A 24,130-nucleotide genomic window follows, 5' to 3' on the forward strand; every position below is an offset into this window, starting at 1 on the left:
TGATGTCATTCCTGCGAAAGCAGGAATCCATAAAATAACATTAATATTGCTGTAAGTATTACATTTCTAGTAAAAAACATATAAGAATTTAATTTTTATATGTTTTACTGGATTCTTGCTTTTGCAGGAATGACATTGATCCGTGCAACAACTCCTCTAACAGCCCATAAAGTGACCATCGATATTGCGGTTATATAAACCGCAATTGATAAAGAGTTACCGGTTACATACCATAGCATTAGGCAGATTGACGGAGTAAGACGTCCGATTAATGAAGCACCTATACTACTGCCGATACCGACTAGCATATATTTATCGGCAGTTTTAAATAAATCATTTAGCCAGCAGTTCAAAGGTGCCAAGAACCCGACACCGAGTATTATAATCCAAATACGTACAAAATTAACATACCATATAGATGCATTATTCAAGCAGAGCCATAAAGGAATTATGCTTAAACTCATTAAAATAAGAGTACCGTTTAGTATTTTAAGGTAATGTAGCTTTTTTGTTAGATGCCCTATTATCGGAATCATAATCATATCAAAAATCAGAAATTCAGTATTAAATTTCATCATTATTTCGAGTGATATATCAGTGATAAGCGGAATAAAACTATTCATAAAGACGAAAGGCACTATATAAGTCATATATGAGAAACCTATGGCAAAACTAATGCGTAAGATACTTAGTTTACAGTTCCAAATTGTAGTTAAGTCTTGTAATAGTGATGATACTATGTCATTGCGAGGAGAGGACCCAGGTGTCATACCGTGGCTTGACCACAATATCCAAAAATTACGTAAAGTAATTTTATCTTTTTTATTGGATCCCGTGGTCAAGCCGCGGGATGACAATGAGGGCTTGACTACAATATCCTCGCGCTTTCTTAAAAAATAACCTATCAGTGTTGTAAGCCCGCCAAATATGAAACATAAACGCCAATATGTATTATACTCTACATTTAAAACTATAGTACTGATAAATGAAGCAAGAATAATACCGACCATAGTAGATGTTTGATAAAGGTAAGAAGCTTTAAACGCTTTTTTTTCTTCTTTATTCTCTAAAATAAATAATTTAGCAATGGCACATTCACCCTCGGAATATACTCCTTGCACTGTTCTAAGCAACACTAATAATAGCGGTGCAAGCCAGCCTATTTGAGCATGTGAAGGTATTAAACCGATTAGGCTAGTTGTTAAAGCAACGCCGATTAAAGAGTAAGATAAAGCAAAAACACCGCCGTATTTTTTAGCAATTACACCAAAAAAATAAGAGCCTATGGGACGTGTAAATAAAGACGCAGCAAGAACACTATAGGTAAATATTAAAGCAATGCCTTTATCATGATTCGGAAAAAAAATACCAGCAAGTAGCGGAGCAAGAAACCCATAAAGTGCAGTATCGAAATGATCCATCGCATTACCGATTAGGATCGAAAAATCCCTTTTACTTAATGAATTATTCATATATTAATAATTTAAAATTTATAATGGATTATACTCGATGAATTTGGAACATTGGTGACAATGTCTTTGTAAGTCCTTGGATGCTGAACGTTTAATATACGCTCCGCTCCTCGGCTTACAGACCGATTACTCTTTCCCAAGTTGATCTTCGTATAACAGCTCTTCGTTTTGTAGGAGTATATAAGTATGTAATCTTCCTTGTAAATATTTTTTTAAGAGATATGATTATAAAGTTATAGCTTAAAGTAATTGTAATGAATGAATAATTTGAAACAAGGAAAGTTTATTACATTTGAGGGAGGGGAAGGGATAGGCAAATCTACTCAATCTCAAATGCTCTATGAATATTTACAATCTCAAAATACTCCCGTTATTTTAACTCGTGAAGTCGGTGGTACTATTGTAGCCGAAACAATGCGTGAAATTCTAGTACATGAAGAATTACTACCCATGTCCGAGCTATTACAAGCTATGGCAGCACGTTATGATCATATGGCACGGAAAATTATACCAGCTCTACAAGAGGGACATATTGTAATATGTGATAGGTTTATTGACTCAACTGCATGTTATCAAGGATTAGAGCTAGAAAACGGCATAGATTTAGTTTATAATCTGCACAAAACTTTAATGCCTTCTCTTATGCCGGATATTACGTTTTTTATTGACGTAGAGCCGGATACTGCTATTAAGAGAGTCAATTCACGGAATATGAACAATAAATTTGACATAAGAGGTATAGATTTTTATAAAAAAATCTATTATTGCTTTAAAGAATTAAGTAATAGATTTCCTGAGAGAATAAAAACAATTAAAGCTTCAGATTTAAGTCCACTTGAAATACATGAGTTAATAAAAAAGCATTTATGAACAATACTTACTACATTACTACCCCTATATATTACGTTAACGATATTCCCCATATCGGTCATGCTTATACTAGCGTTGCAAGTGACGTAATCGCTCGTTTCATGCGACTTCGAGGTTTCGATGTAATGTTTTTAACAGGTACTGACGAACATGGGCAGAAAGTAGAAAAAGCAGCTATTAATAAAAATATTGACCCACAAAAATTTACCGATCAAACATCAGAGAGTTTTCGTCATCTGATGACTGCTATGCATATTTCCAATGATGATTTTATCAGAACAACGGAACACAGGCATAAAGAAGTTGTAGCTGTTTTTTGGCAGAAATTACTAGATAACGGCACTATTTATGAAGGTTTTTATGAAGGGTGGTATGCAGTGCGAGATGAGGCTTTTTTTGATGAGTCGGAACTTACGAGGGACGGTTTAGCACCGACGGGTGCTCCAGTTGAATGGGTTAAAGAGCCTAGCTATTTCTTTAATCTTTCAAAATGGCAGGATAAATTGCTTGAGTTTTATGAAGCAAACCCTGATTTTATCAGACCTATATCAAGGCGTAACGAAGTAATTAGCTTTGTTAAATCGGGTTTAAAAGATTTATCGGTATCGCGTACTACTTTTAATTGGGGAATAAAAGTGCCAAATAATGAAAAACATGTAATTTATGTTTGGCTTGATGCACTGACTAATTATATTTCAGCACTCGGTTATCTTGATGAACAAAGTAATTACGGTAAGTTTTGGCCGGCTGATTTACATGTAGTCGGTAAAGATATCTTGCGTTTTCATGCCGTCTATTGGCCTGCTTTCTTAATGGCTTCAGAAGTTCCACTGCCGAAAACAATTATGGCTCATGGCTGGTGGACGAATGAGGGGCAGAAAATCTCTAAATCTCTTGGTAATACCATTGATCCGATTAAGTTAATTGATGAATTCGGTGTTGATCAAGTTAGGTATTTTCTGATGCGTGAAGTAACTTTTGGTGCGGACGGCAATTTTGCTCGTAGTAATTTAATTACCCGTATTAATAGCGAGTTGTCAAACAAAATAGGTAATTTATTACAGCGTACTACATCTTTTGTTTATAAGAATAATGATGCCAAAGTGCCTTTGCTTACGCAAGGTGTTATAGATAAAATATATGAGCTACCGATTTTAAAAACCGCAAATAAATTTGTCGAGCAGAATATTTTATTGATGGACAAAACAGAGATTAATAAAATTCTTGAAAATATTATTAATTTGGCCGAAGAAGCAAATATCTATATTGATAGCGAAGCACCCTGGAATTTGAAAAAAACCGATCCAGATAAAACGTTAGAAGTGTTATATGCTTTACTAGAAGTTTTACGCTATATTGCGATAATGCTTCTGCCGTTTATACCGAGTTCAGCAAATAAAATGCTTGATCAGTTAGGGGTAAATAAAGAAGAACGTCTATTTAAGCATTTAATACGTGATTATACTTTAACAGCGGGTAGCAATATTTTAGAACCTACCATAATATTTCCAAAATTTGAATAGTGTGTCATACCGTGGCGAGACCGCAGTATGACACACCTACTAAGAGTATAATATGTTAATAGATTCACATTGTCATCTTAATTTACTTAGTAACTTGTCATCCCGCGATCGCATCGCGGGATCTAGTGAGGGTATTAAAACAACTAATATTAGTTGTTTTCTAGATACCGTAGTCAAACCATGGTATGACGCAGTGCTTTTAGATTCTGTCATCCAAAGAGCATTAGAAAATAATGTGCAGTATATGCAAACTATCTGCACTAAAATTGAAAATTTACCTATTATTTTAGAGATAGCTGAAAAATATGAAAATGTTTTTGCGAGTGTTGGGGTGCATCCGTGTGAAGTGAATTCTTTTATTAGTCATTGCGAAGCACTGCAAGTGCTGTGGCAATCTCAGGAAGCTTGGACAAGATTGCTACGTCAAGACTACGTCTTCCCGAACTCAGATGCTGAGGCAATTATTATGCTAACCCAGCATCCGAAAATTATCGGAATCGGTGAAACGGGGCTTGATTATTATCATCAGCCTTACGATCAAAAATTACAAAAAGATTTGTTTGTAGCACATATACATGCGGCGTCTAGTACACGCCTGCCTGTTATTGTTCATACAAGAGAAGCAGACGAGGATACTATTGACATTTTAACCTCAGAAATGCGTAACAGCACATTTCCAGGTTTAATACATTGCTTTACCTCTTCAAAAAATCTAGCGGCAAAAATGCTAGATATCGGTTTATATATTTCAATGTCAGGGATTATAACTTTCAAGAATTCTACTGATTTACAAGAAATAGTCAAATATATACCGCTTGATAGGTTATTAATAGAAACCGACACTCCTTATTTAGCTCCTACACCTATGCGAGGCAAACAAAACGAACCGGCATTTGTTAGGTATGTCGCTGAAAAAGTTGCCGAACTCAAAAATATAACATCAAAAGAAGTAGCAAATGTTACTACTCATAACTTTAAAACATTATTTTCTAAATTTGAAAAATATATAAATAATACTTCATAAAAACATCAAGTTTGATAATTTAAAGTTGAAATTTTTAAAATAACATGTATATTTTATAGCATTTCAATTATTAGTATATTTGATATGGAATTTAATCGCAAAAATACCATCATTGGTTTTTTAAAAGTACATGAAGATCAGAAATTTACTTCTTATGGCATAGCTGAATGGCTTATAGAAAATCACATTGACGAAGCAAGACTCAAGAAGAAAAAGATAAGGAGATTATAGGAATTGATGCAGGTGAAATGAGCAGTAGTAAGCTTTCTGCTGAACGAAGACAAGAACCTAATATTAGAATAGAGCTAAAACCTAAGCTAAAGTATTATTATTCACAAAACCCTGATTACTATGTCAATAATGAACAAGCCACAGAACCTAAAATAAATGCAAATAAAGAAGATAAAATAACCGCAGTGCAAGTATGTGATGCACTGGCATTATATCTTCAAAACAAATTGAAGATTCATAATATGCCTATTAAGCATAATTTTTCTTTAAATAAACAAGGAACTAAAGGTAATAATAAATGGTTACCCCAGATTGGGTAGGTATGGAAGTTCTTAATGAAAAGTGGAGTTTACTAATTAAAGATTGTGCTAAATATTATGCATGAAAACAAGCAAGGCTTTGGTCTTTTGAAGCAAAAAAAATTATCAATCGTAGTAATTTACGAGAATCTTTTTTTCAGGCTTTATCAAATTCCTCATGGGCACATTATGGTTATTTAGTTGCTGCTGATTTAATTGGAAGTAGATAAAATGATACTAGGCATGGTATAGGATTTATTTTAGTAGATATAGAAAATCCTGAAGATAGTAAAATATCAATTCCTGCTAGAGAAAGACCGGAAATAGATTGGAATATGGCTAATAGGTTAGCAGAAGAGAATAAAGATTTTGAAAATTATATAAATAATATTGATACATTCTATAAAGAACAGAAAGTAAATGATAGTACTTGGTTTAATATTAAATGACCACGTAAATAAAATTCCTAAGCAAAATAAGAAGAAAAAATAAACATATTTATATATAGACCATTATTATCACGCATTTATAAAAATTTAAGCTGTGAGTCCTAAAATTAATGTACTGAGAATTTTTAGTGTTAAACTAAATTTATATTAATTATTTTTAAATTTGTAGATAAATTATGATTAACTGTGATTTAAGTACTAATTATACATATTATATGTTAGAGGGGCTTAGAGCACAAATGGCTCCAATGCATTTAGGTATAAAAATTCTAAAAGAAGCATATTAATATGAGATAAAAAGCCTATAACATTAATGAAAAAGTTATACTAAAAAAGTCTTTTTGTGAACTAAGGCATTTTCAGAAAATAGGTTTTAAAAAAGAATTACCTCAATTATTAATAGTAGCACCCATAGCGGGACATCACGCTACTTTACTTAGAACAACAGTACAAGCATTATTACTGTATACCGATATTCATATTACAGATTGGACGGAAGCCAGTGATGTGCCGTTTGAAGCAGGGCATTTTGATATGGATGATTATATTGATTACGTAATGGAGTTTATCAATTTTATAGGACCGAATGTTCATACTATGGTAGTTTGCCAACCTACTGTTCCACTGCTTGCCGCCATTAACTTAATGTCGGAGAGTAATAGTCCAAATGTGCCGAGTTCGATGATTTTGATGGGCGGCCCTATAGATGCTAGAAAAAATCCCACGGCAGTTAATGAATTCGCTCAAAGTAAAAGTTTAGAATGGTTCTGCCAAATGGTTACAATGCAGGTGCCGTCAAACTATCCCGGACATGGTAGAAAAGTATATCCCGGCTTCTGCCAACTTGCCGGTTTTATGAGTTTAAACTTATTTCGTCATATAGATTCACATTTAGAATTATGGCAAAGTTTATTAAATGCTGACTATAAAAAAGCCGATCATACTATTAAATTTTATGATGAGTATTTAGCAGGTATGGATATGCCGGCAGAGTTTTACTTACAAACTATAGATGAAGTATTCTAACAATTTTCGTTAGCAAGAGGTCAATTAGTTTCTGAGAAGCGTCCGATCGATTTAAAACATATTACTAAATGTGCTTTACTCGGTATTGAAGGGGAATTAGATGATATTGCAGCGGTATGGCAAACAAAAGCTGCTTTAAAACTTTGTTCAAATATACCTGAATCAATGCAAAGATACCATTTACAAAAAGGGGCAGGGCATTACGGGATATTTAGCGGAAGAAAATTTAAACATTTTATAGTGCCTATTATCAAAGATTTTATCTATGATTTTGATAAAACTAATTTCAAGCAATCTAAACTTAAAAATAGTCATTACGAGCGGGCATTGCCTGCGTGGATTGTTTTTTTCGTCATTGCGAGGAAAAACTGTAAGTTTTGACTAAGCAATTCAGTAAAAAATGCTGATTTACAGCATTTTTTTGTTATTTTTTCTGGATTGTCACGCTTCTTTCAGTCGCTTGCAATGACGGGGTGGGATCTACGCAACAATACCTTGCTGGAATGACATCGTAGCTATACAACAAGATCATAATTAAAGGAGAAGTGTGGTAATCTAATATTCAACTCTTATTAGTTTTTTGAATTTCTTGTTGTTGCTGTTGTTTGTATTCTTCCGCTTTTTCTTCGATGTAATTAAAAAAGAAATAAGTAAAAGTTAAAAAACCGGTCAAAATAATACCAAATGTTATTAGTATTGCTTTAAGTTGCTTTCGTGAATCTTCTGCTTTTAACCTTTTCTCTTCTTCATCTACGTCTTCATCATTTTTGCCTTCAGATATTATTATTTGTTCTTCTGTAGTATTTTCCATGTTGTAACTCAACTAAAATGAACCGCTTTATTACTAAGTTGTTCCTATAACTTACAGATTTTTGAAGTTTATAAGATTAGCTATATTTGAATGATGAGGTTTAAACTCATAAAAATAGGATATATAAGCAATAACGCTATGTCAATAGCCTTGAATATTAGCGGTGTTCAACCAAGGTTATACATATTATTATAATTTGAGTCTCCTAACATTGAAGTATTTAAAGTATCGGAGTAAGCAGCTGATAATATAGCATCATCAAAAGTGATATTAAGTTGTCCTATAGAATAAAATTGTTAACAGTAGATTCAAAGTTTGTATATTTTATAGGATGTGAATAAACAAGCTGTGTACATTCTGTATTTCCTAATTTACTTCCAATCAATGTTAATAACATAGAGTTATATTCATCTTGGGGGTTACGATTAATTATTTCGTAAGTTTTAGCAAGAATATAACAAGCTTCGTTATTTCCCTTCATAGTTTCTAATTTTATTTCTTCAGAAGATAAAATATTATTTAGAAAAGCTTTTTCATATATTTCATAATTCGGTGATGAATCAGATTTTCCATTAAAAAGAGCAGTAAATAGGATTTTAGCTTTCTCTAGATCATTCATTTTTGATTTATAGGCAACCAAAAGACCGTTTTCATAGTATCGATAATTATGACATTGTCAAGACCTACTACGGTAGTTAATTTATTATTAGAACTAATGAAAGAGTTTGTAGTATTGCTTGTTACTACGTTTCCCTCGCAATAATTGTCGTTTATATTCCGGTGTTTTACCTGTAATAAGGAATGCCAAGTACCAAGATTGTTCCAAGCAAAATCGGCTTTTATCATGACCATTCCCGAAATATATTCCATTATGGCATTGTCTATAGAAATTGCTGCGATTTCATTATAAGCCTCATTGTCTATGGCCAAACTATTCTCATTTTTTACGGCAGTATTAAATGCTTTTTCTGCAATACAGAATAAATCAGGTTGAAGGTTCATTGCTAAGTTTAAGAAGAAGTTAACATCGTATACACAAATTCCTGAATTCCAAAAATATTCATTACTTTGAAAATGTTTGCTTGCTTTAATATAGGTTTTTCAATGAAATGATCAACTAGATAAGCATTTTCTGCAATTGATAATCCTGTGTTTATATAGCCATACTTGGCACTTATAACATTTATAGGAATACCCATAGTGCAAATGCCGAACTCATTAACATAATGTAAAGCTTTATTTATGGTATTAAGATAATTTATATCATCCGCTATATGATGGTTTGAAGGTAGTAACACTACAATATCAAATCCTTGTGTTGTAGTCGATAATGCCATAATAATGGCACAAACGGCAGTATTTTTTTGTAAAGGCTCAGTAATTAATGCTATTTCTACATCTATTGTTGTTGCTTGTTCTTTAGTGATTGATTCATATTTTTTGGAATTAATAATAGTAGGTTGTCCTAAAAATTTATTTCAGTTTAATGTTTGCTGAAGTAAAGTTAGATCACTCAATATTTTTTTAAACTGTTTCGGTTTATCCTTAGATGACAAAGGCCATAGTCTTTTACCGTTACCTCCTACCATAATCACCGGCTTTATTAGACTCCTTGCATAACCTCCTTCTAAAGGTAATTTGTATACCTTTGATACTTCAAGATTTGGTAAGTTAAATTTTGGGATTTGCCTGTGCTCACGTATTTTTATACGCTGTACAGGCTCACCACTTATTTGACTCCCAACTTTTGAAGTATCTGCGATATACGTCGATCCAATGCTCGAATCCTCACGTACCTTTTTGTATGTTGCGGTGCTGCGTTTCGTGCCTCCTTCAAACTCCTTTTTATAAGATAGGTTATGCAAGGAGTCTACTTTCATATATTTTATAGCTATTAATTGAATAAATAATAAAGAGCTTTATAAATGGTTTTAAAAAATATGTCAAGTCAATTAACTATATTGGCAAGTTTTACAATAAAAAGTACTTCTGCCTGAATGTTTTGTCTTGATAATAGTGCTAGAGCAGCTTAAACAACTTTGTCCCTCTCTACCGTAAACCGTAAGTTGCTGAGTAAAATAACCAGGTTTGTTATCGCCGTTTACAAAATCTTTAAGAGTAGTACCGCCGGCAGTTATAGCTTTAGTTAACACATCTCTAATCGATTTAATTAAATTTTCTATTTCATCATCCCTTAAATCGCTACCTGATTTATCCGGATGAATTCTAGCTAAATGAAGACTTTCGGAAGCATAGATGTTACCGACTCCGACTACAAATCTATTATCCATAATCAAGTTTTTTATTGGTATTTTTTTAGTTTGTAGCTGATCTTTTAGATATTCTAACGTCAATAAATCAGAAAAAGGCTCTATGCCTAAATCATTAAAAAATTCTTTTTCTAAGAGATCAGTCTTAAAACTATAAATCATACCGAATCGTCTAGTATCGTTGAAAATTAACTTTTCGCCGTTACTTAAATCAAAAATCACATGATCGTGTTTTTGAGTTTTATAATTAGCAGATTGCAGAGTAAGTCTACCGCTCATGCCTAGATGAACTATTAAAGAATAATCATTATTAAAATCTATAATTAAATATTTTGCACGACGCCTAACATCCAGTATATTAGTATTTAAGATTTCTGTAGCTAAAAGCGTGGATAGCTTATAACGTAAATTATCTCTTTTTAACTCTACATTTTCTATAATAAGCCCGATTAGCTTATCTTTTAGAGAGTTTTTAAGAGTTTCTACTTCAGGAAGTTCCGGCATTTGATACTAATATTTATAATAAAAAACTATGAACCAAACAAATTTTGGCTTTAAAAAAGTAGACTACACTAAAAAACAAGGTTTAGTAAATAACGTTTTTTCTAATGTCGCTGATAAGTATGATTTAATGAATGACTTAATGAGTTTGGGATTACATCGCTTATGGAAAGATGAATTTATTAGGCACATTCCAAATCTTAACTCTCATATATTAGATGTTGCTAGCGGTAGCGGTGATATTGCTTTAAAACTTGCTAAAAAAGCAAGAGATAGAGTTAATAATATCTCTTTAACTTTAAGTGATATTAATGAAGAAATGTTAAAGCAAGCTAAGAAAAAAGCAATAGATCTGAATTTATTTCAAAATCTTCAATTTACTGTAGCCAGTGCTGAAGAACTACCGTTTCCGGATGATAGTTTTGATTATTATACTATAGCATTCGGTATTAGAAACGTACCTGATATAAATAAGGCTTTAAAGGAAGCATGTAGGGTTTTAAAGCCAATGGGCAAGTTTATATGTCTTGAGTTTTCAAAAGTAAAGGAAGGGTACATAAAAGATTTCTATAAATTCTATTCATTTAATATTATACCGAGTATTGGTCAAATGATAGCGGGTAATAAAGAGGCATATGAATATTTGGTCGAAAGTATAGCTTTATTCCCCTCACAAGACGAGTTTAGAATAATGATTAAAGACGCCGGTTTTGAGGAAGTCGGTTATAAAAATCTAAGTGGCGGAATAGTTGCTATCCACAGTGCGTATACTCGATGAACTTCAAAAATTGGCTACGTCGTTCTACAAGATCTGTGGTACTCAAGTATACGCTCCGCTCCTCGACTTGTGAACTCCTTGCTCTTCTTGAAGTTGATCTTCGTATACTACTCTTTATTTTACTTCGGAGTATATAATAGATGATAAGTAATTTTTTTAATTTAATACGTATTTTTCGTATCATCAGTAAAAAGCAAATCTTAATTGATTCAAGAAGCCCTAAATATTTTAGGTTTATCGGTTATATATTAGCCTTATTTTTTGCTCCGGTCTCGTTAATAAAAAAATCACGGGAAGATTACGGCAAACGCTTAATAGATTGTTTAAGTGATCTTGGACCTATTTATATAAAATTTGGACAAACTCTTTCGACAAGAGTCGATTTAGTAGGAGCAGAGATAGCAGGTTATTTAAGGTTACTGCAAGATAAGCTACCTTCGTTTGATGGTGGAGTGGCTAGAAGGTTGATAACGTCATTGCGAGGAGACATTTATGTCGACGAAGCAATCTCAGCAAGCAAACAAAAGATTGCCACGCAGCCTACAGCTGCTTGCAATGATGCCCTCCCTTTCTTACACCTCGACGATACCCCCATCGCTGCCGCATCAATTTCGCAGGTACATAAAGCACAACTTATAACCGGTGAATATGTTGCGGTAAAAATTTTGCGTCCGGGTATTCATAAAAAATATAACAGAGATATTAAGCTGCTATATTTTCTTGCAAAAATTATCTCAAAATTTTCTAAAGCAAAAAGGCTCAAACCGATTAAAGTAGTCGATAAATTTCATGAAACTATGAAATTTGAGCTTGATTTACGTTTAGAGGCGGCAGCAGCTTCTGAGCTTACGGATAATATGCGAAATGATATTAATGTGATAATTCCTAAAATATATTGGGATTTAACATCAGAAAATATACTAACCACCGAGTGGTTAGACGGCGCTTCTATATATGATACTTTGCTACTAAAGGAAATGGGGTTAGAGCCTGCAAAAATATCTCAGGATTTTGCCGTAATGTTTTTCAATCAAGCCTATAGAGACGGATTTTTTCATGCTGATTTACATGCAGGGAATATTTTAGTGAATAAGCAAGGTAAGATAATTTTACTTGATTTCGGTATTATGGGCAGACTTAAAGAAAAAGATCGTTTAGCCGTTGCCGAAAGTTTATTTGGCTTTTTAAGGCGTGATTATAAATTAGTTGCTAAAGTACATTTAAGAGCCGGCTACATCCCATCAAATACCGATTTAGCTTTATTCGCTCAAAGTTGTAGAGCAGTTACCGAGCCTATAGTAGGGACGCCCATAAAAAATATTTCCATAGGTAAGCTGCTTGCACATTTATTTAAAATCACGGAAGATTTCGGCATGGAAGTACAACCGGAGTTGTTGCTATTGCAAAAGACTTTAATAATGGTGGAAGGGATAGGCAGACAGTTAGACGGTACTGTTAATATGTGGCAGCTCGCTGAACCTTGGATTAAAAAATGGGCCGTGAAAAATCTAAGCCCTGAAGCGAAGTTGTTACGATTGGTAAAGCATGAACTAGATAGTCTAGAGGATATTATTTGACATATAAAAATGATTAATATTATAGCCTTATATATTAAGAAATTTTTTATTATGAAACTAAAAGATTTATTTATTAAATATCCTATTACTACTCCTTTTTTGGTTGATTGTAAAAATGATAAATTAGTATTTCCTTCAGATAAAGAACAAAAATATAAAAGAGACCTAAAAGAAAAAATAGGAGAGGAAGAGTTTGAAAAATTAACGGCTTTAGATAAAATTGTTCAATGCCCCGAAAACTTAGAAAATGTAGCTTTAGTAAGTATAGAACGATATTTTGATAAACCACTTGTAGTAGCGAAATTGCTTAATGATGTACAACGTAAATATTATAAATCCATATAGATCCCGATAATAATATTAAATCGATTTTGTATTTCTCAGCAATATATTTTATCGGTGATGTAGGGTGAATGCCGGCTGAAGTTTTAAAACTCGAGTATAATGTCGGTACTATACAGCAAAAATCTTTACCGAAAATCATGGAATTATGGCCTGACCCTTACTATTACAACTGGATTCAGAAAAATAAAGAGTATAACAACCCGGATATAGATCCTCAGGTAATGGAGAATATTGTTTTTTTGTGTGGAGAGGTTAGTATGGATTTACCGGTAGATGAAAAATTATAGTAAAAAACCATTGCAAGATAACCATGACTTTTAAAATTAACAAAAATTAAAAAGTAAAATTTTATAAACCTTTAAATTATATAAAGGTATTTAAATGTCTAAAAGCTAAGAGCAAGAGCAGGAATCCATTGATAATATAAGGCAACAGCTTGATGAAGAATATAAAAACCTTTCGTGGGTTCAAGTTGGATATTTAGCTCTTGGAGCTGACACAGGTAACAAAAAATATGATGAGTTAAATAAACGATATCTAGATCTTAATAAAGATAATTTAGGTATAATACAAAGTGTTATCCAAGCAGTCGGGAATGTTCCTAGTGCATTGCAGTTTACCTGGGAGACTTCAAGTTTTACCTGATCTTGCATTGGAGCTTAATAACCTCAGAAAAGCGAGAAGTGCTACCAATAGTGTAGGTTCTATTGAAGCTGGTTGCAAGATGATAGCAGATGCAGCATCGCTTATAAAAAAATGTGCTTCTGTTTTACATTCCGAAACTATATCCAATAGTTCAAAAGAAACTCTTTTACAGTATAAAGTTATCCCATATCTTCTCACGCCTATTTTAAATAAGAGGCTTAGCAAAATAACAAAAAACTTTCAAAATTCCGAAACAGAAAAAATAAATGTATTAGACAAAATAAGTCCTAAATTTATCAGAGAATTATCTACACTAGTAGTAGATTTAATATCTAAAGCACTAGAAAGCGATTTAAACCCAAAAGTACAAGAAATATATAAGAATATTAAACAAAAAAACGCGTCATCTCAATGTGCTATATTAAAAATATACATGACATTATTACTTCAGACAAAGTAAAACCCCTTCTTAATCACGATTTAGTACAATTTTAAAAAATCCTGATAATCAAAAGGGGTGAGTTCAAATTACGGAAAATATAATCAATAATAAAGCACAAAAAATCGCTAAACCTGAATTAATTGCAAATACAGTAGCACTACTTGTAAATTCTAGCGAAAAATTAATTGAAAGTACTCCTGCAGCTATAAAAGCTTATAGTCAGCTTAAAGAAAATCAGAGTTGGACTAAAATTAACCTAAATATGGAAGGGTTAGATACTGAAACTAAAAAAGAGTTATTAAAAGGCAAAAAACCTCAAAATAGTAGAGTTAGTTGAAAATGCCAAAAAAATTATTGATAATTTATCTCCTGTTTTAGAAAAAAATTACCGCGATATTTAGATAGTAATAAACAGGATATATTAGATGTTTTAAAACATCCTAAAGTAACGGAAAGAATAGAATCACAAGGGAAAGATCCGGAGTTTATACATAAGGCATTAGATGCATCTACGCCTTTTTTAAAAGATGCTCTGCCGTCAATTACTAAACTTGCAAGCCTCGCTCTTCCCGATAGCGATAAAGTTGCTGATATAATACAAAAATTTCAGTTAATTAAGCCACTTCCAAAGGAAGAGAAATCAAAAGAAGAAAAGGTACAAGAGGTAAAGGAATTGATTAGTCCTTTGATACAAATTAAAAACCATAATTCGGAAATAAGCAAAATAATTGAAAAAGACCTTCCTGAACTATTAACAAAACATGCAAGTAGTTTAGGACCGGTTGTAGATGAGTTTTAAAATAAAACACCTAAGGGTCAAAAATTAAAATTAGACGGTGAAAAATTAGTAAAGATAGCCGGTAAACATGTACCTGAATTAATTCAAATTGCCGATAAATTTAGCAAACATGAATACGGTAAAATTATTATCAGATCCAAAAGTGCTAGTAGCAGAAACTATAGTTAATTTAGGAAAAAGTAAATTTAGTAAAGATAAAGAAGCGGTAGGACCGCATACAAGTAAGGTATTAGAAGAAAGACGAAGAGAGATAGGAAAATCCGGTAGAGGAGCCTCAGTCCTGTGCACTTTTAATAGAATAATCATAATTATGGCTCTTTTTAGTTGGAAATTATAAAATTTTTTTGAAATATGCATAACTATTCCTTCAAAAATCTTATTAATTTTCGCTTAAAAAGATCTAATAATTATAATCATTAATCAAAAGTGTACAGGACCTAGAAACATCTTGCTATTATTTGATTAAAATTATATTGTAAATTTAAAGTGTCATTATGAAATTACAAGGATGATAGAAAGAAATTATTATTTAACACATATCACAGGTGCCCTTGAGATATTCCCTATTTGTTCCATTCTCGGTCCAAGGCAATGTGGTAAAACTACTTTTTAGCTCACGCTTATATTAAAGCTTAAAGAAGATGAAAAGAGCTACTTTTTTGACCTTGAGGATCCACAGCTCACTTAGATCAATTTAAGAATCTTAAAACAACTCTTGAGCCTTTAAACGGTTTAATAGTAATTGATGAAATTCAAAGACAACCTGAAATTTTTCCTTATTTAAGAGTTCTTGCTGACTATTCAAACAAAAAATTTTTAATATTAGGTAGTGCTTCTGGAGAATTATTGCGACAATCTTCAGAATCATTAGTCGGCCGTATTGAATATACGGAGCTTACTCCGTTCAATTTAATAGAGATAAATGATTTTAGGGAGTTATGGTTAAGAGGTGGTTTTCCTAAACCATATTTAGCAAAAAATTATGTTCCAAGTCTTAGATGGCGTAATAGCTACATCACTAGTTTTATCGAGTGTGATTTGCCTAGTTTAGGAATATCTCTTAATGCACATGTAATGAGGCAGTTATGGATGATGCTTGCTCATAATCATGGGCAATTATTAAATTATAACGAGCTTGGAAGGTCGCTCGGTTTAACGGATATGACTATCAAATGTTATACTGAAATATTAGAGCAAACTTTTATGATTCGGTTATTAAAACCTTGGTATGAAAATATCTCAAAACATCAAGTGAAAGCACCAAAAGTCTCTCTATATATATACGAGATAGCGGAATACTACATGCATTATTAGGGATTCACGAACATGATTGGTATGTTCATCCAAAACGCGGTCTTTCATTTGAAGGGTTTGTAATAGAGGAGTTAATACGTAAATTTAAAACGGATGCAGAGTATTTTTTTGGCGAACGCAAACAGGAGCAGAATTAGATTTATTAATTATTAAGAATGGTAAGAAATACGGCTTTGAAGTAAAAAATGCTGATGCTCCGAGTATTACTAAATCAATGCATACCGTTCTTGCCGATTTGCAGTTAGAACATTTATATATTGTTACCACCGGGAATAATACATATAAAAAAACAGAAAAAATAAGTGTAGTTGGAATAGCGAACTTATCTAATTTACAGCTTGGTTAAAGTATATAAGTTACCATATTTCATTACCTTTAGTCTTATCACTACTTAATAAATTCATGATGACAATTAGAATCAGTAATATTATCTAGTAATATATCTAATTCAGATTTTTCGGTGCTAATAACTAAACTGTTATTAATTAATTTTAAACTACACATACGGGTTTTTAGTTTTTACGTAAATGAATCTAATAGGAACGCCCGGCATGTCAAAAGCCTCACGCATATTGTTTACTAAATACCTAGTATAGCTATCGGTAATCTTTTCTGGATTATTGGAGAATAGCTTGAAAGTAGGAGGGCGGGTTTTTGTTTGAGTCATATATTTTACACGCACTCTTCTGCCGCCTTTTTGTAAAGGCAGCAGATGTGCTTCCGTAGTAAAATTAAGCCATTCATTTAATTTGCTAGTAGTTATTTTCTTATTCCAAATTTTATAAATTTTAAGACAAGCATCTAGCACTTGTTCAATATTTTGTTTATTTATTGCTGAAATGAATAGAACGGGGATACCTTTAACCTGAGGCAGATGAGTATTTATCTGATAATAAAATTCTTCCTGAAATGCTTCTTTTTCGGATTCTTTAACTAAATCCCATTTATTCACTACTATAACTATACTTCTTCCTTCATTTACCACATGGCTTGCAATATTTAAATCTTGCTGTTTTAAAGGAGCTAAAGCATCAATCATTAAGATTACGGTATTAGCAAATTTAATACTGTTAATAGTATCCGATGCCGATAATTTTTCTAAAGACTCTGTAATAGTAGATTTCTTGCGGAGTCCTGCCGTATCAATCAATTTAATATGATTATTTTTATATTGCCAATCAATTTCAATTGATTCACGAGTAATGCCGGCTTCAGGACCGGTTAATAATCTTTCATCATTAATAAGAGCGTTTATAAAAGTAGATTTTCCGGCGTTAGGTCTGCCACTAACTACTATCTGCAAACAATCTCCTTTAATTGGATCGGCTATATTTGTTTCGATTGATTCTTCTTCAGGTAACTTGGCAATAATTTCGTCATATAAATCAATTAAGCCTGTGCCATGCTCGGCAGAGATAGCTATCATACTATCAAACCCTAATTTGTAGTACTCTTTATCAAAATCAAAAGCTTTCTCGCATTTATTAACTACCAATATAGCCGGCTTATTATATTTTCTAACAAAACTACTAAGTAGCTTATCATCAGGTAATATTCCGCTTCTACTGTCAACCATAAAGCAAATTAAATCTGCCTCTAAAATTGCTTTAGTAGTCTGCTCCATTAACCTCTCTCCCATACTATTAGGATTCTCGTCAAGTCCTGGGGTATCAATTAACAAAAATTCAAAAGAGCCGATTTTGCCGTCTGTATATTTTCTATCTCTAGTGACGCCTGGCACATCGTGAACGATAGCTTTTTTACGTATGCTTAATCTATTGAAAAGCGTTGATTTGCCTACATTCGGACGACCAACTAAAGTAATGATTTTCTTAGTCATTATTAATATATTATTATGGTTAAGAGAACTAATAATGCCCCGATAACACCTACTATATTTGCTATTATAATAGGTGTATTTTTTATTAATATGCCGTATATAAGCCAACTACAAAGAGCAATAGCACTTATAGTAAAGGCAGGCATAGAAACAGAAGCCGAAGATTGGCAGGTGAAAATCTTATGAGCCTGTACATAGAACATAAAATTGCCGATTGTACCGACAATCATCATATATTTTTCGTAAAATGTCATGAATTTTGGAGACATATATTTATTTTTAAAAAGTGGTCTATGTAATTCCTGCGTAGGTGGGAAATCATATAAAAACTTGTTTTTATATGGTTATTTTATCAAATTATGTAACTCCTATATCAATATTAAAGCTATTTTTTTGGACTCCCGCCTACGCGGGAATGACATACGGCATCCTAAGATAGCAACATTCCACATTGACTATCCCTTAAAACTCGCAATTACCGGTATATGATCTGAAGGTTTTTCTTGAGTCCTTAAATTATAATCCATATAGCAATTTTCTAAATAGTCAATAGTATTATTACAACCAAGAATCATATCAATCCTCATACCTTTATTTTGTTCAAAACATCCGGCTCTATAATCCCACCATGAAAATTCTTGCTTACTCGGATGCATTAATCTGTATAAATCCTCAAATCCGGAATTTAGAATAGTGCGTAATTTGTTTTGTTCAACCTCAGTAAAACAAGTAGTTTCAGCCAGTAGCTTAGGTGAATATACGTCTATATCGAACGGTGCAATATTGAAATCACCGCCTATGATAGTTTTTTCGTCAAAAGATTTTTTAGTTGATAGATAATTGATAAAATTATCATAAAATGCTAGTTTTGCTACAAATTTATCGCTACCGACAAATGAACCGTTAGGAGCATAGAGCGAGATTATATTACAAAACCCTATAGGTAATGATAATTTGATTTCTAAGAATCTTGCTTGATCACTGCAGTCATTATTCGAAAAATCCTTAATTATTTCATCGGCAGGAAACTTTGAAATTATAGCAACGCCGTTATATGATTTTTGTCCGTGAACATAAGAATTATAAGGTAGATCGGATAATGCATCAAAAGGAAATTTTGCGGTTTCACATTTTATTTCTTGCAATAATAAAATATCCGGATTTTCTTTAGATAAAAAATGACGCAATAAATTAAGTCTTGTTTTTATGGAATTAATATTCCAAGTAGCTATCTTCATGTTTGTTTTTCTATATCTTCTAATTTTGCATTACGGAATCGCCACTCAAGAAAACCAAAATGATAAACTAAGAGACTAGTAATAAATGCTCCGGCAATTACTATATTCATTGAATATTTGTATGATAATTTGGATTACTACTGTACATATCTAATAATACGCTAAAAGCTATAACCCATAAATACAGTGATTTCAATACTAACTCCTCTTGGTATCCAATTGAATTTTCTTTCATAATAAAATCTCGTAATATTGCACCGCAATTAGCTGTAATGAAAGCAAAAAACGGTCCCCAAAAACTTAGAGGCTCAATTTTGTGAATAAGAACCATTGCAACTCCTCTCAGTAGTATAAGTAGCTCCGTCGGCATTGCCGCTTTGAATATCTAATTGATCTTGATGCCAGCTATCTTGATTGTACTCAATATTGATACCTATTTTTGCAGCAATAGCGTTCATTAATTCTATATCCATACCGGAAACGGTAGTATGACCGTTTGAAGCAGCAATTAATTATTGATAAGCATGTATTTATCAAAGTTTTTTTATCAGTTGTCTCTTCGTATTCTAAAATTGCTTGTTGTTCGTTCGTGCCTATGCTTAAAGCATACAAATTTTTAGAAATGAGAAGTATAAAAATAAAAAGCTTTAAACTTTTCATGGTCTGTACTTTTTTAGAATTAAAATGTCATTCCGTAGCAATATTTTATCGTCATTGTGAACAGTTGTTGTTGCGTGGATATCCGAGTCGTCATTGCGAGAAGAATTACGCAGTAATGCGATGAAGCAATCTCAGGAGCTTATCATTATTTCGTGAGATTGCCACGCAGCTTACGGCTGTTCGCAATGACGATAAAAACCAAAGCCTTTAAGCACGAACTACTTTAATTTCACCGTCAGAAAATTTAATATTAAAAATTTTTTCATTCGCAGCAGTAATTTTAGAAGATAAAAAATTACCAGTTTCTCCTTTAACTATAGCAAAACCTCGTTTTAATACGTTGTGATAATCAAGGCTTGCAAGTAACGTACTATTTAATTCTAATTTATACTCAAAGTTTTTCAAAGTATTATTTGCCGATTTTGATAGATAAGCTGTTTGATGTGTTAATTCTAATGTTTTGTAATTGATTATTTTAGCAGGGTTAACTCTTTCTTTAGAAAAAGATTTAATCTTTGTTTCTTGTAGTTCAATAAAGCACTGTAAAGCATCTAGTAAATTAAAACCGGTTTCGTCCAGTAATTGCTGCCTATTATTTATATAGTGAGAGAGATATCTGTGTATTTTATCGTAATTTACTATATTTTGTTCGTGATATTTCATTAACCGGCTAGTATTATTCAATAATATTTTTTCATAAGATTGTAGCGTATTATTTAAAATAGATCGTACCGGTACAGCAAATTCTGCGGCAGCAGTCGGTGTTGGAGCTCTTTTATCGGCTGCTAAATCTATTAAAGTATAATCCACTTCATGACCTACTGCGGAAATAATAGGAATTTTTGAGTTATAAGCAGCACGTACTAATATCTCATCGTTAAATGACCAAAGATCTTCTATAGAACCGCCACCTCTAGCAACGATTATAACACGTGGTTTATTTACCTCTTCTAAATTGTTAAATCCTTCAATTGCTTCAGCAATTTCATTGCCAGAATTTTCGCCTTGTACGCTAACCGGCCATATTATTATCCGAGTCGGAAAACGTTCGCGAATACGATGAATAATATCTTTAATAACAGCACCGGTTATTGAAGTGATAACGCCTATTTTATCAGGTAAAAAGGGTATAGGAATACGTATTTTATTAAATAAGCCTTCTTTCTCGAGCCTTGCTTTACGCTCATTTAGAATTTGCAGTATAGCTCCAAGTCCTGTGGGTTGCAAATTATCTACCGATAATTGATAACGTGAATTACCTGCATAACTTGAGAGTTTACCGCTAATTACTACTTCCATGCCGTCATTTAAAGGAAATTTGATTTTAGCAAGAATAGGACGCCAACAAGTACAGGCTAAAATGGCGGTATTTTCTTTTAAGTTAAAATAAGCATGACCTGAGGTTGCTATTTTTAAGCCTGAAATTTCGCCTTTTACCTTAATATAGCCAAAATTATTTTCTAATAGCTCTTTGATTTTATTAGAAATCTCACTAACTGAAAACTCTTTGGTTGCTTGATGCGCAATGAAATTGTCTAGCATTTTATTAGTACTTGGTTTTTTGCGCTGAGGGTAACACATTATTCGTCATTATGAGGAGAAACTATAAGTTTTGACGAAGCAATCTCAGGAGTTTATCCTACTGCATGCGATGGCCACGTCGATGCTATGCATCTCCTCGCAACGATGGTTATCATCTCCATAGAATAACCTTGTACTACAAAAGAGCAAGCAAAATTTTTTATTATTTGATATATTGCTAATAGCTTGCTATTATTTTTTACTATTAAAATATATTTATTAATATAAATGCTACTGCGAATAATATGTTTGCTTATTATTATAATATTTTCTTTGGTAAGTTTTGCCGCTCTTTCTAAGAATGGTCAAAATATTAAAATAAGCAATATTATAGCTGACTTCGTAGAGTATAATGAAAATCAGGATTTGATATATGCTAAAGGTAATATAAGAATTATCATGGATGAGTATTTATTAACTGCAGATAATTTACTTTATGATATAGAAAACGATATTTTATGGGCGGAAGGTAATATCCGAATTAAGGATAAACAAAATCGATAATAGAGGGAGACAAAGCGGTTTTAAAAGATGAATTTAAGAAAGGTATCATATCGGAATTCATTTTGCTTTCCGGTGATAATAATCTTTTAATTGCTAAACTTGCCGAAAGAATAGATGAAAATAATCTTAAGCTGCACCATGCCGAGTTTACCCCTTGTGATGTTACTTGTAATAGAAACCCTATTTGGCAAATTGCTGCTAAGGATACTTATATTCATTCCGCAGAGCATAGAGTAGTTTATAAAAACGTGTTTTTTGAAGTATACGGTATACCGATTTGTTATTTACCGTATTTTTTCCATCCGACTCATACGGCCCCTGCAACTTCTGGATTATTGGTACCTGACGTCAAAAATACAGGGTTTGGCATCCCCCTATATCTACGTGCAAAACCTAATATGGATTTTACGCTCACTCCAAGAATTTTTAGTAAATATCAAACTTATGAGCTAGAAGCACGTTATCGCCTGAATGATACCGATAATATGAATTTTCAAGTTAGTTACGGTAAATTACCGTATTTTCTAGAAAAAGATGGAAGTGTAGTGAAAAATAAAAAAGTTTCTTCTTATCATTATATAGCAAGCGGTAATTTTATTAGTACTGATAAAGTTTATGATTACGGTTTCAGGGTGGAGCGTACATCGGATAAAGCTTATTTAAAAAATTATTATAATAACTACGCTTCATATTTAACTTCTAAAATATTCTTAAATAAAATTCATGAGACTGATTATTTTTCGGCGGAAGGATTAAGTTTTCAAGGCTTAGGTATTAATGACCGTAAATATACCGATCCTATAGTATTACCAAAAATCAATACAAAAAATGTGATAAATTTGAATGATAATGACAACAGCCATATCGTTGTTGAAAATAATACGTTAATGTACAAAGAAAGAATAGGAAAACAAGTTGCTAGAACCTCTTTGCAACTATCCTTTATGCATAATGTGCTGACTGCTTCAGGACAAATTTTTGATTTTGCTGTTAAAGATAGAGGCGATTTTTATCTTGCTAGACGGGCTTATGTAGATAAGCCGAGAGAAAGTAAATCATTTCAAAGGAATATACCGGAATTGCAAACTTTATGGCGTTATCCATTAGTAGGCAATATAACAAAAACGATAAATTTACTTATTGAGCCGGTAGTTTCTTTTACTATGGGACGTAAACTATCTAAGAAAGATAAAAATTTTGTTATAATTGATCCTGCTAAATATGAATTATCCGAAAAAAATATCTTTTTATCCAACCGTTATAGTGGTATTGATTGCCATGATTTCAGTAATAGATTAAGTTACGGCTTAAATACTAGTATTGCTAAAGAAGAAAATTATTTAAAATTATTTTTAGGACACTCCCGTAATACAAGATATAGTATAGATTTGCCGGCTGATGATAGGGAAAATGTAGGGCAGATACTAGGTAATCTTTCTAATAATTTAGAAGTGTTTTATAGCTTTCGGAAAGATAGATATTTCAGACCTATTAGAGATGAAGTGGGAGGAAATTTTAACTATGAGAAGATTAACTTTCTAGGTAGTTTTATTCAGCTTACCAAGCTTAACAAATATTATTCCGTAGAAAGTATAAAGGTTTCAAATAATAGAGTACGACAATTTTATGGAGACATAAATTATCAGTTAGCGGAAAATTGGACTATAGGTTTTGGTGTACGCATTGATCTCTCTAGACGATCTCCAAATTTACTTACTCGAACTATTAGGATGACATATGCTAAAGATTGTGTTAGAATTACTGCAAAGATTTATTCCGATTATCTAGCCGATGGAAGTAGAGGAATCAAAAAGACTACCTTTTCGCCGACTATTTCTATCGGTTTAAAAGTTTTAAACATGTGAGTATACTCGTTTTATTTGAAAAATTGGCTATGTCGTCTTATAAGTTCTGCGGTGCTCACGTACTAA

23 protein-coding genes and 4 pseudogenes are annotated in these 24,130 nt (G+C 32.4%); 14 read left to right on the plus strand and 13 right to left on the minus strand.

What is annotated here, in order from left to right; genetic code table 11:
* Nucleotides 1-104: 104 nt before the first annotated feature.
* On the minus strand, nt 105-1,472 hold the full coding sequence (locus RAT170B_RS11270) for an MFS transporter (RefSeq protein ID WP_045805582.1): 1,368 nt from the start codon (nt 1,470-1,472) through the stop codon (nt 105-107).
* A 258-nt stretch (nt 1,473-1,730) separates the two neighbouring features.
* Between RAT170B_RS11270 and tmk the strand changes: the two genes are divergently transcribed.
* The 6 genes and pseudogenes from tmk to phaZ form a co-directional block, all read left to right on the plus strand.
* Entirely contained in the window at nt 1,731-2,342 is a 612-nt protein-coding gene (tmk, locus tag RAT170B_RS02940; protein WP_014014676.1) for a dTMP kinase, read from the plus strand.
* Entirely contained in the window at nt 2,339-3,865 is a 1,527-nt protein-coding gene (metG, locus tag RAT170B_RS02945) for a methionine--tRNA ligase (protein WP_045805583.1), read from the plus strand. Before tmk ends, metG begins: the two co-directional genes overlap by 4 nt.
* Nucleotides 3,866-3,917: 52 nt before the next feature.
* Nucleotides 3,918-4,889: a TatD family hydrolase gene (locus RAT170B_RS02950; protein WP_045805584.1), complete on the plus strand. Its 972-nt coding sequence runs from the start codon at nt 3,918-3,920 to the stop codon at nt 4,887-4,889.
* Nucleotides 4,890-4,973: 84 nt separating this feature from the next.
* Nucleotides 4,974-5,120, plus strand: a complete 147-nt coding sequence (locus RAT170B_RS10355; protein WP_014014673.1) for a hypothetical protein — start codon at nt 4,974-4,976, stop codon at nt 5,118-5,120.
* A gap of 17 nt (nt 5,121-5,137) precedes the next feature.
* A complete protein-coding gene (locus RAT170B_RS10360; RefSeq protein WP_186786281.1) occupies nt 5,138-5,440 on the plus strand; it encodes a hypothetical protein in 303 nt (100 codons plus the stop codon).
* A gap of 604 nt (nt 5,441-6,044) precedes the next feature.
* Nucleotides 6,045-7,200: pseudogene (phaZ, locus tag RAT170B_RS09660) on the plus strand (polyhydroxyalkanoate depolymerase); the annotation flags it as partial.
* 256 nt (nt 7,201-7,456) lie between these two features.
* On the opposite strand, the gene RAT170B_RS02965 reads toward phaZ, so the two are convergent.
* The 5 genes and pseudogenes from RAT170B_RS02965 to mutM form a co-directional block, all read right to left on the minus strand.
* Nucleotides 7,457-7,705, minus strand: a complete 249-nt coding sequence (locus tag RAT170B_RS02965; RefSeq protein WP_045805585.1) for a hypothetical protein — start codon at nt 7,703-7,705, stop codon at nt 7,457-7,459.
* Between the two features lie 280 nt (nt 7,706-7,985).
* Complete coding sequence (locus RAT170B_RS08480; RefSeq protein WP_082068646.1) at nt 7,986-8,324, minus strand: hypothetical protein; 339 nt, start codon at nt 8,322-8,324, stop codon at nt 7,986-7,988.
* Nucleotides 8,321-8,707, minus strand: a complete 387-nt coding sequence (locus RAT170B_RS11275; protein WP_261368668.1) for a hypothetical protein — start codon at nt 8,705-8,707, stop codon at nt 8,321-8,323. The genes RAT170B_RS08480 and RAT170B_RS11275 overlap by 4 nt, the downstream gene beginning before the upstream one ends.
* An 8-nt stretch (nt 8,708-8,715) precedes the next feature.
* A pseudogene (locus RAT170B_RS11280) lies at nt 8,716-9,585 on the minus strand (sugar phosphate nucleotidyltransferase).
* 72 nt (nt 9,586-9,657) lie between these two features.
* On the minus strand, nt 9,658-10,479 hold the full coding sequence (mutM, locus tag RAT170B_RS02990; protein WP_045805587.1) for a bifunctional DNA-formamidopyrimidine glycosylase/DNA-(apurinic or apyrimidinic site) lyase: 822 nt from the start codon (nt 10,477-10,479) through the stop codon (nt 9,658-9,660).
* A 28-nt stretch (nt 10,480-10,507) separates the two neighbouring features.
* On the opposite strand from mutM, the gene ubiE reads away from it, so the two are divergent.
* The 7 genes and pseudogenes from ubiE (at nt 10,508) to RAT170B_RS12110 (ending at nt 16,722) form a co-directional block, all read left to right on the plus strand.
* Nucleotides 10,508-11,254, plus strand: a complete 747-nt coding sequence (ubiE, locus tag RAT170B_RS02995) for a bifunctional demethylmenaquinone methyltransferase/2-methoxy-6-polyprenyl-1,4-benzoquinol methylase UbiE (RefSeq protein ID WP_014014665.1) — start codon at nt 10,508-10,510, stop codon at nt 11,252-11,254.
* 140 nt (nt 11,255-11,394) lie between these two features.
* Entirely contained in the window at nt 11,395-12,831 is a 1,437-nt protein-coding gene (gene ubiB, locus RAT170B_RS03000) for a 2-polyprenylphenol 6-hydroxylase (RefSeq protein WP_045805588.1), read from the plus strand.
* 51 nt (nt 12,832-12,882) lie between these two features.
* Nucleotides 12,883-13,176 carry a hypothetical protein gene (locus tag RAT170B_RS03005; RefSeq protein WP_045805649.1) on the plus strand — a complete coding sequence of 98 codons (294 nt, stop codon included), beginning with the start codon at nt 12,883-12,885 and terminating at the stop codon, nt 13,174-13,176.
* 68 nt (nt 13,177-13,244) lie between these two features.
* Complete coding sequence (locus tag RAT170B_RS03010; RefSeq protein ID WP_024704330.1) at nt 13,245-13,463, plus strand: hypothetical protein; 219 nt, start codon at nt 13,245-13,247, stop codon at nt 13,461-13,463.
* 308 nt (nt 13,464-13,771) lie between these two features.
* Complete coding sequence (locus RAT170B_RS11285) at nt 13,772-14,281, plus strand: hypothetical protein (protein ID WP_261368669.1); 510 nt, start codon at nt 13,772-13,774, stop codon at nt 14,279-14,281.
* A gap of 890 nt (nt 14,282-15,171) precedes the next feature.
* Nucleotides 15,172-15,399, plus strand: coding sequence for a hypothetical protein (locus RAT170B_RS03020; RefSeq protein WP_045805589.1), 228 nt, complete (start codon nt 15,172-15,174; stop codon nt 15,397-15,399).
* Between the two features lie 171 nt (nt 15,400-15,570).
* Nucleotides 15,571-16,722 (plus strand): annotated as a pseudogene (locus RAT170B_RS12110) (ATP-binding protein).
* A gap of 150 nt (nt 16,723-16,872) precedes the next feature.
* Here the strand turns inward: RAT170B_RS12110 and der are convergent.
* The 7 genes from der to RAT170B_RS12115 all read right to left on the minus strand — a co-directional run bounded on the left by der (nt 16,873) and on the right by RAT170B_RS12115 (nt 21,958).
* Complete coding sequence (gene der, locus RAT170B_RS03030) at nt 16,873-18,216, minus strand: ribosome biogenesis GTPase Der (protein WP_014014660.1); 1,344 nt, start codon at nt 18,214-18,216, stop codon at nt 16,873-16,875.
* Nucleotides 18,217-18,218: 2 nt separating this feature from the next.
* Nucleotides 18,219-18,485, minus strand: coding sequence for a SemiSWEET family sugar transporter (locus RAT170B_RS08500; RefSeq protein ID WP_014014659.1), 267 nt, complete (start codon nt 18,483-18,485; stop codon nt 18,219-18,221).
* 186 nt (nt 18,486-18,671) lie between these two features.
* A complete protein-coding gene (gene xth, locus RAT170B_RS03040) occupies nt 18,672-19,454 on the minus strand; it encodes an exodeoxyribonuclease III (protein WP_014014658.1) in 783 nt (260 codons plus the stop codon).
* A gap of 106 nt (nt 19,455-19,560) precedes the next feature.
* A complete protein-coding gene (locus RAT170B_RS11305) occupies nt 19,561-19,785 on the minus strand; it encodes a hypothetical protein (RefSeq protein WP_261368671.1) in 225 nt (74 codons plus the stop codon).
* On the minus strand, nt 19,763-19,927 hold the full coding sequence (locus RAT170B_RS11310) for a hypothetical protein (protein ID WP_231839093.1): 165 nt from the start codon (nt 19,925-19,927) through the stop codon (nt 19,763-19,765). The genes RAT170B_RS11305 and RAT170B_RS11310 overlap by 23 nt, the downstream gene beginning before the upstream one ends.
* A 394-nt stretch (nt 19,928-20,321) precedes the next feature.
* On the minus strand, nt 20,322-21,656 hold the full coding sequence (gene xseA / locus RAT170B_RS03055) for an exodeoxyribonuclease VII large subunit (protein WP_045805590.1): 1,335 nt from the start codon (nt 21,654-21,656) through the stop codon (nt 20,322-20,324).
* A gap of 92 nt (nt 21,657-21,748) precedes the next feature.
* A complete protein-coding gene (locus tag RAT170B_RS12115; protein ID WP_082068655.1) occupies nt 21,749-21,958 on the minus strand; it encodes a hypothetical protein in 210 nt (69 codons plus the stop codon).
* Here RAT170B_RS12115 and RAT170B_RS03060 point away from each other — a divergent pair.
* Nucleotides 21,924-24,064, plus strand: a pseudogene (locus tag RAT170B_RS03060) (LPS-assembly protein LptD). The gene RAT170B_RS12115 and the pseudogene RAT170B_RS03060 sit on opposite strands and share 35 nt — an antisense overlap.
* Nucleotides 24,065-24,130 lie beyond the last annotated feature (66 nt).

It is taken from the genome of Rickettsia argasii T170-B, from assembly GCF_000965185.1.
Taxonomy (GTDB): Bacteria; Pseudomonadota; Alphaproteobacteria; order Rickettsiales; family Rickettsiaceae; genus Rickettsia; species Rickettsia rickettsii.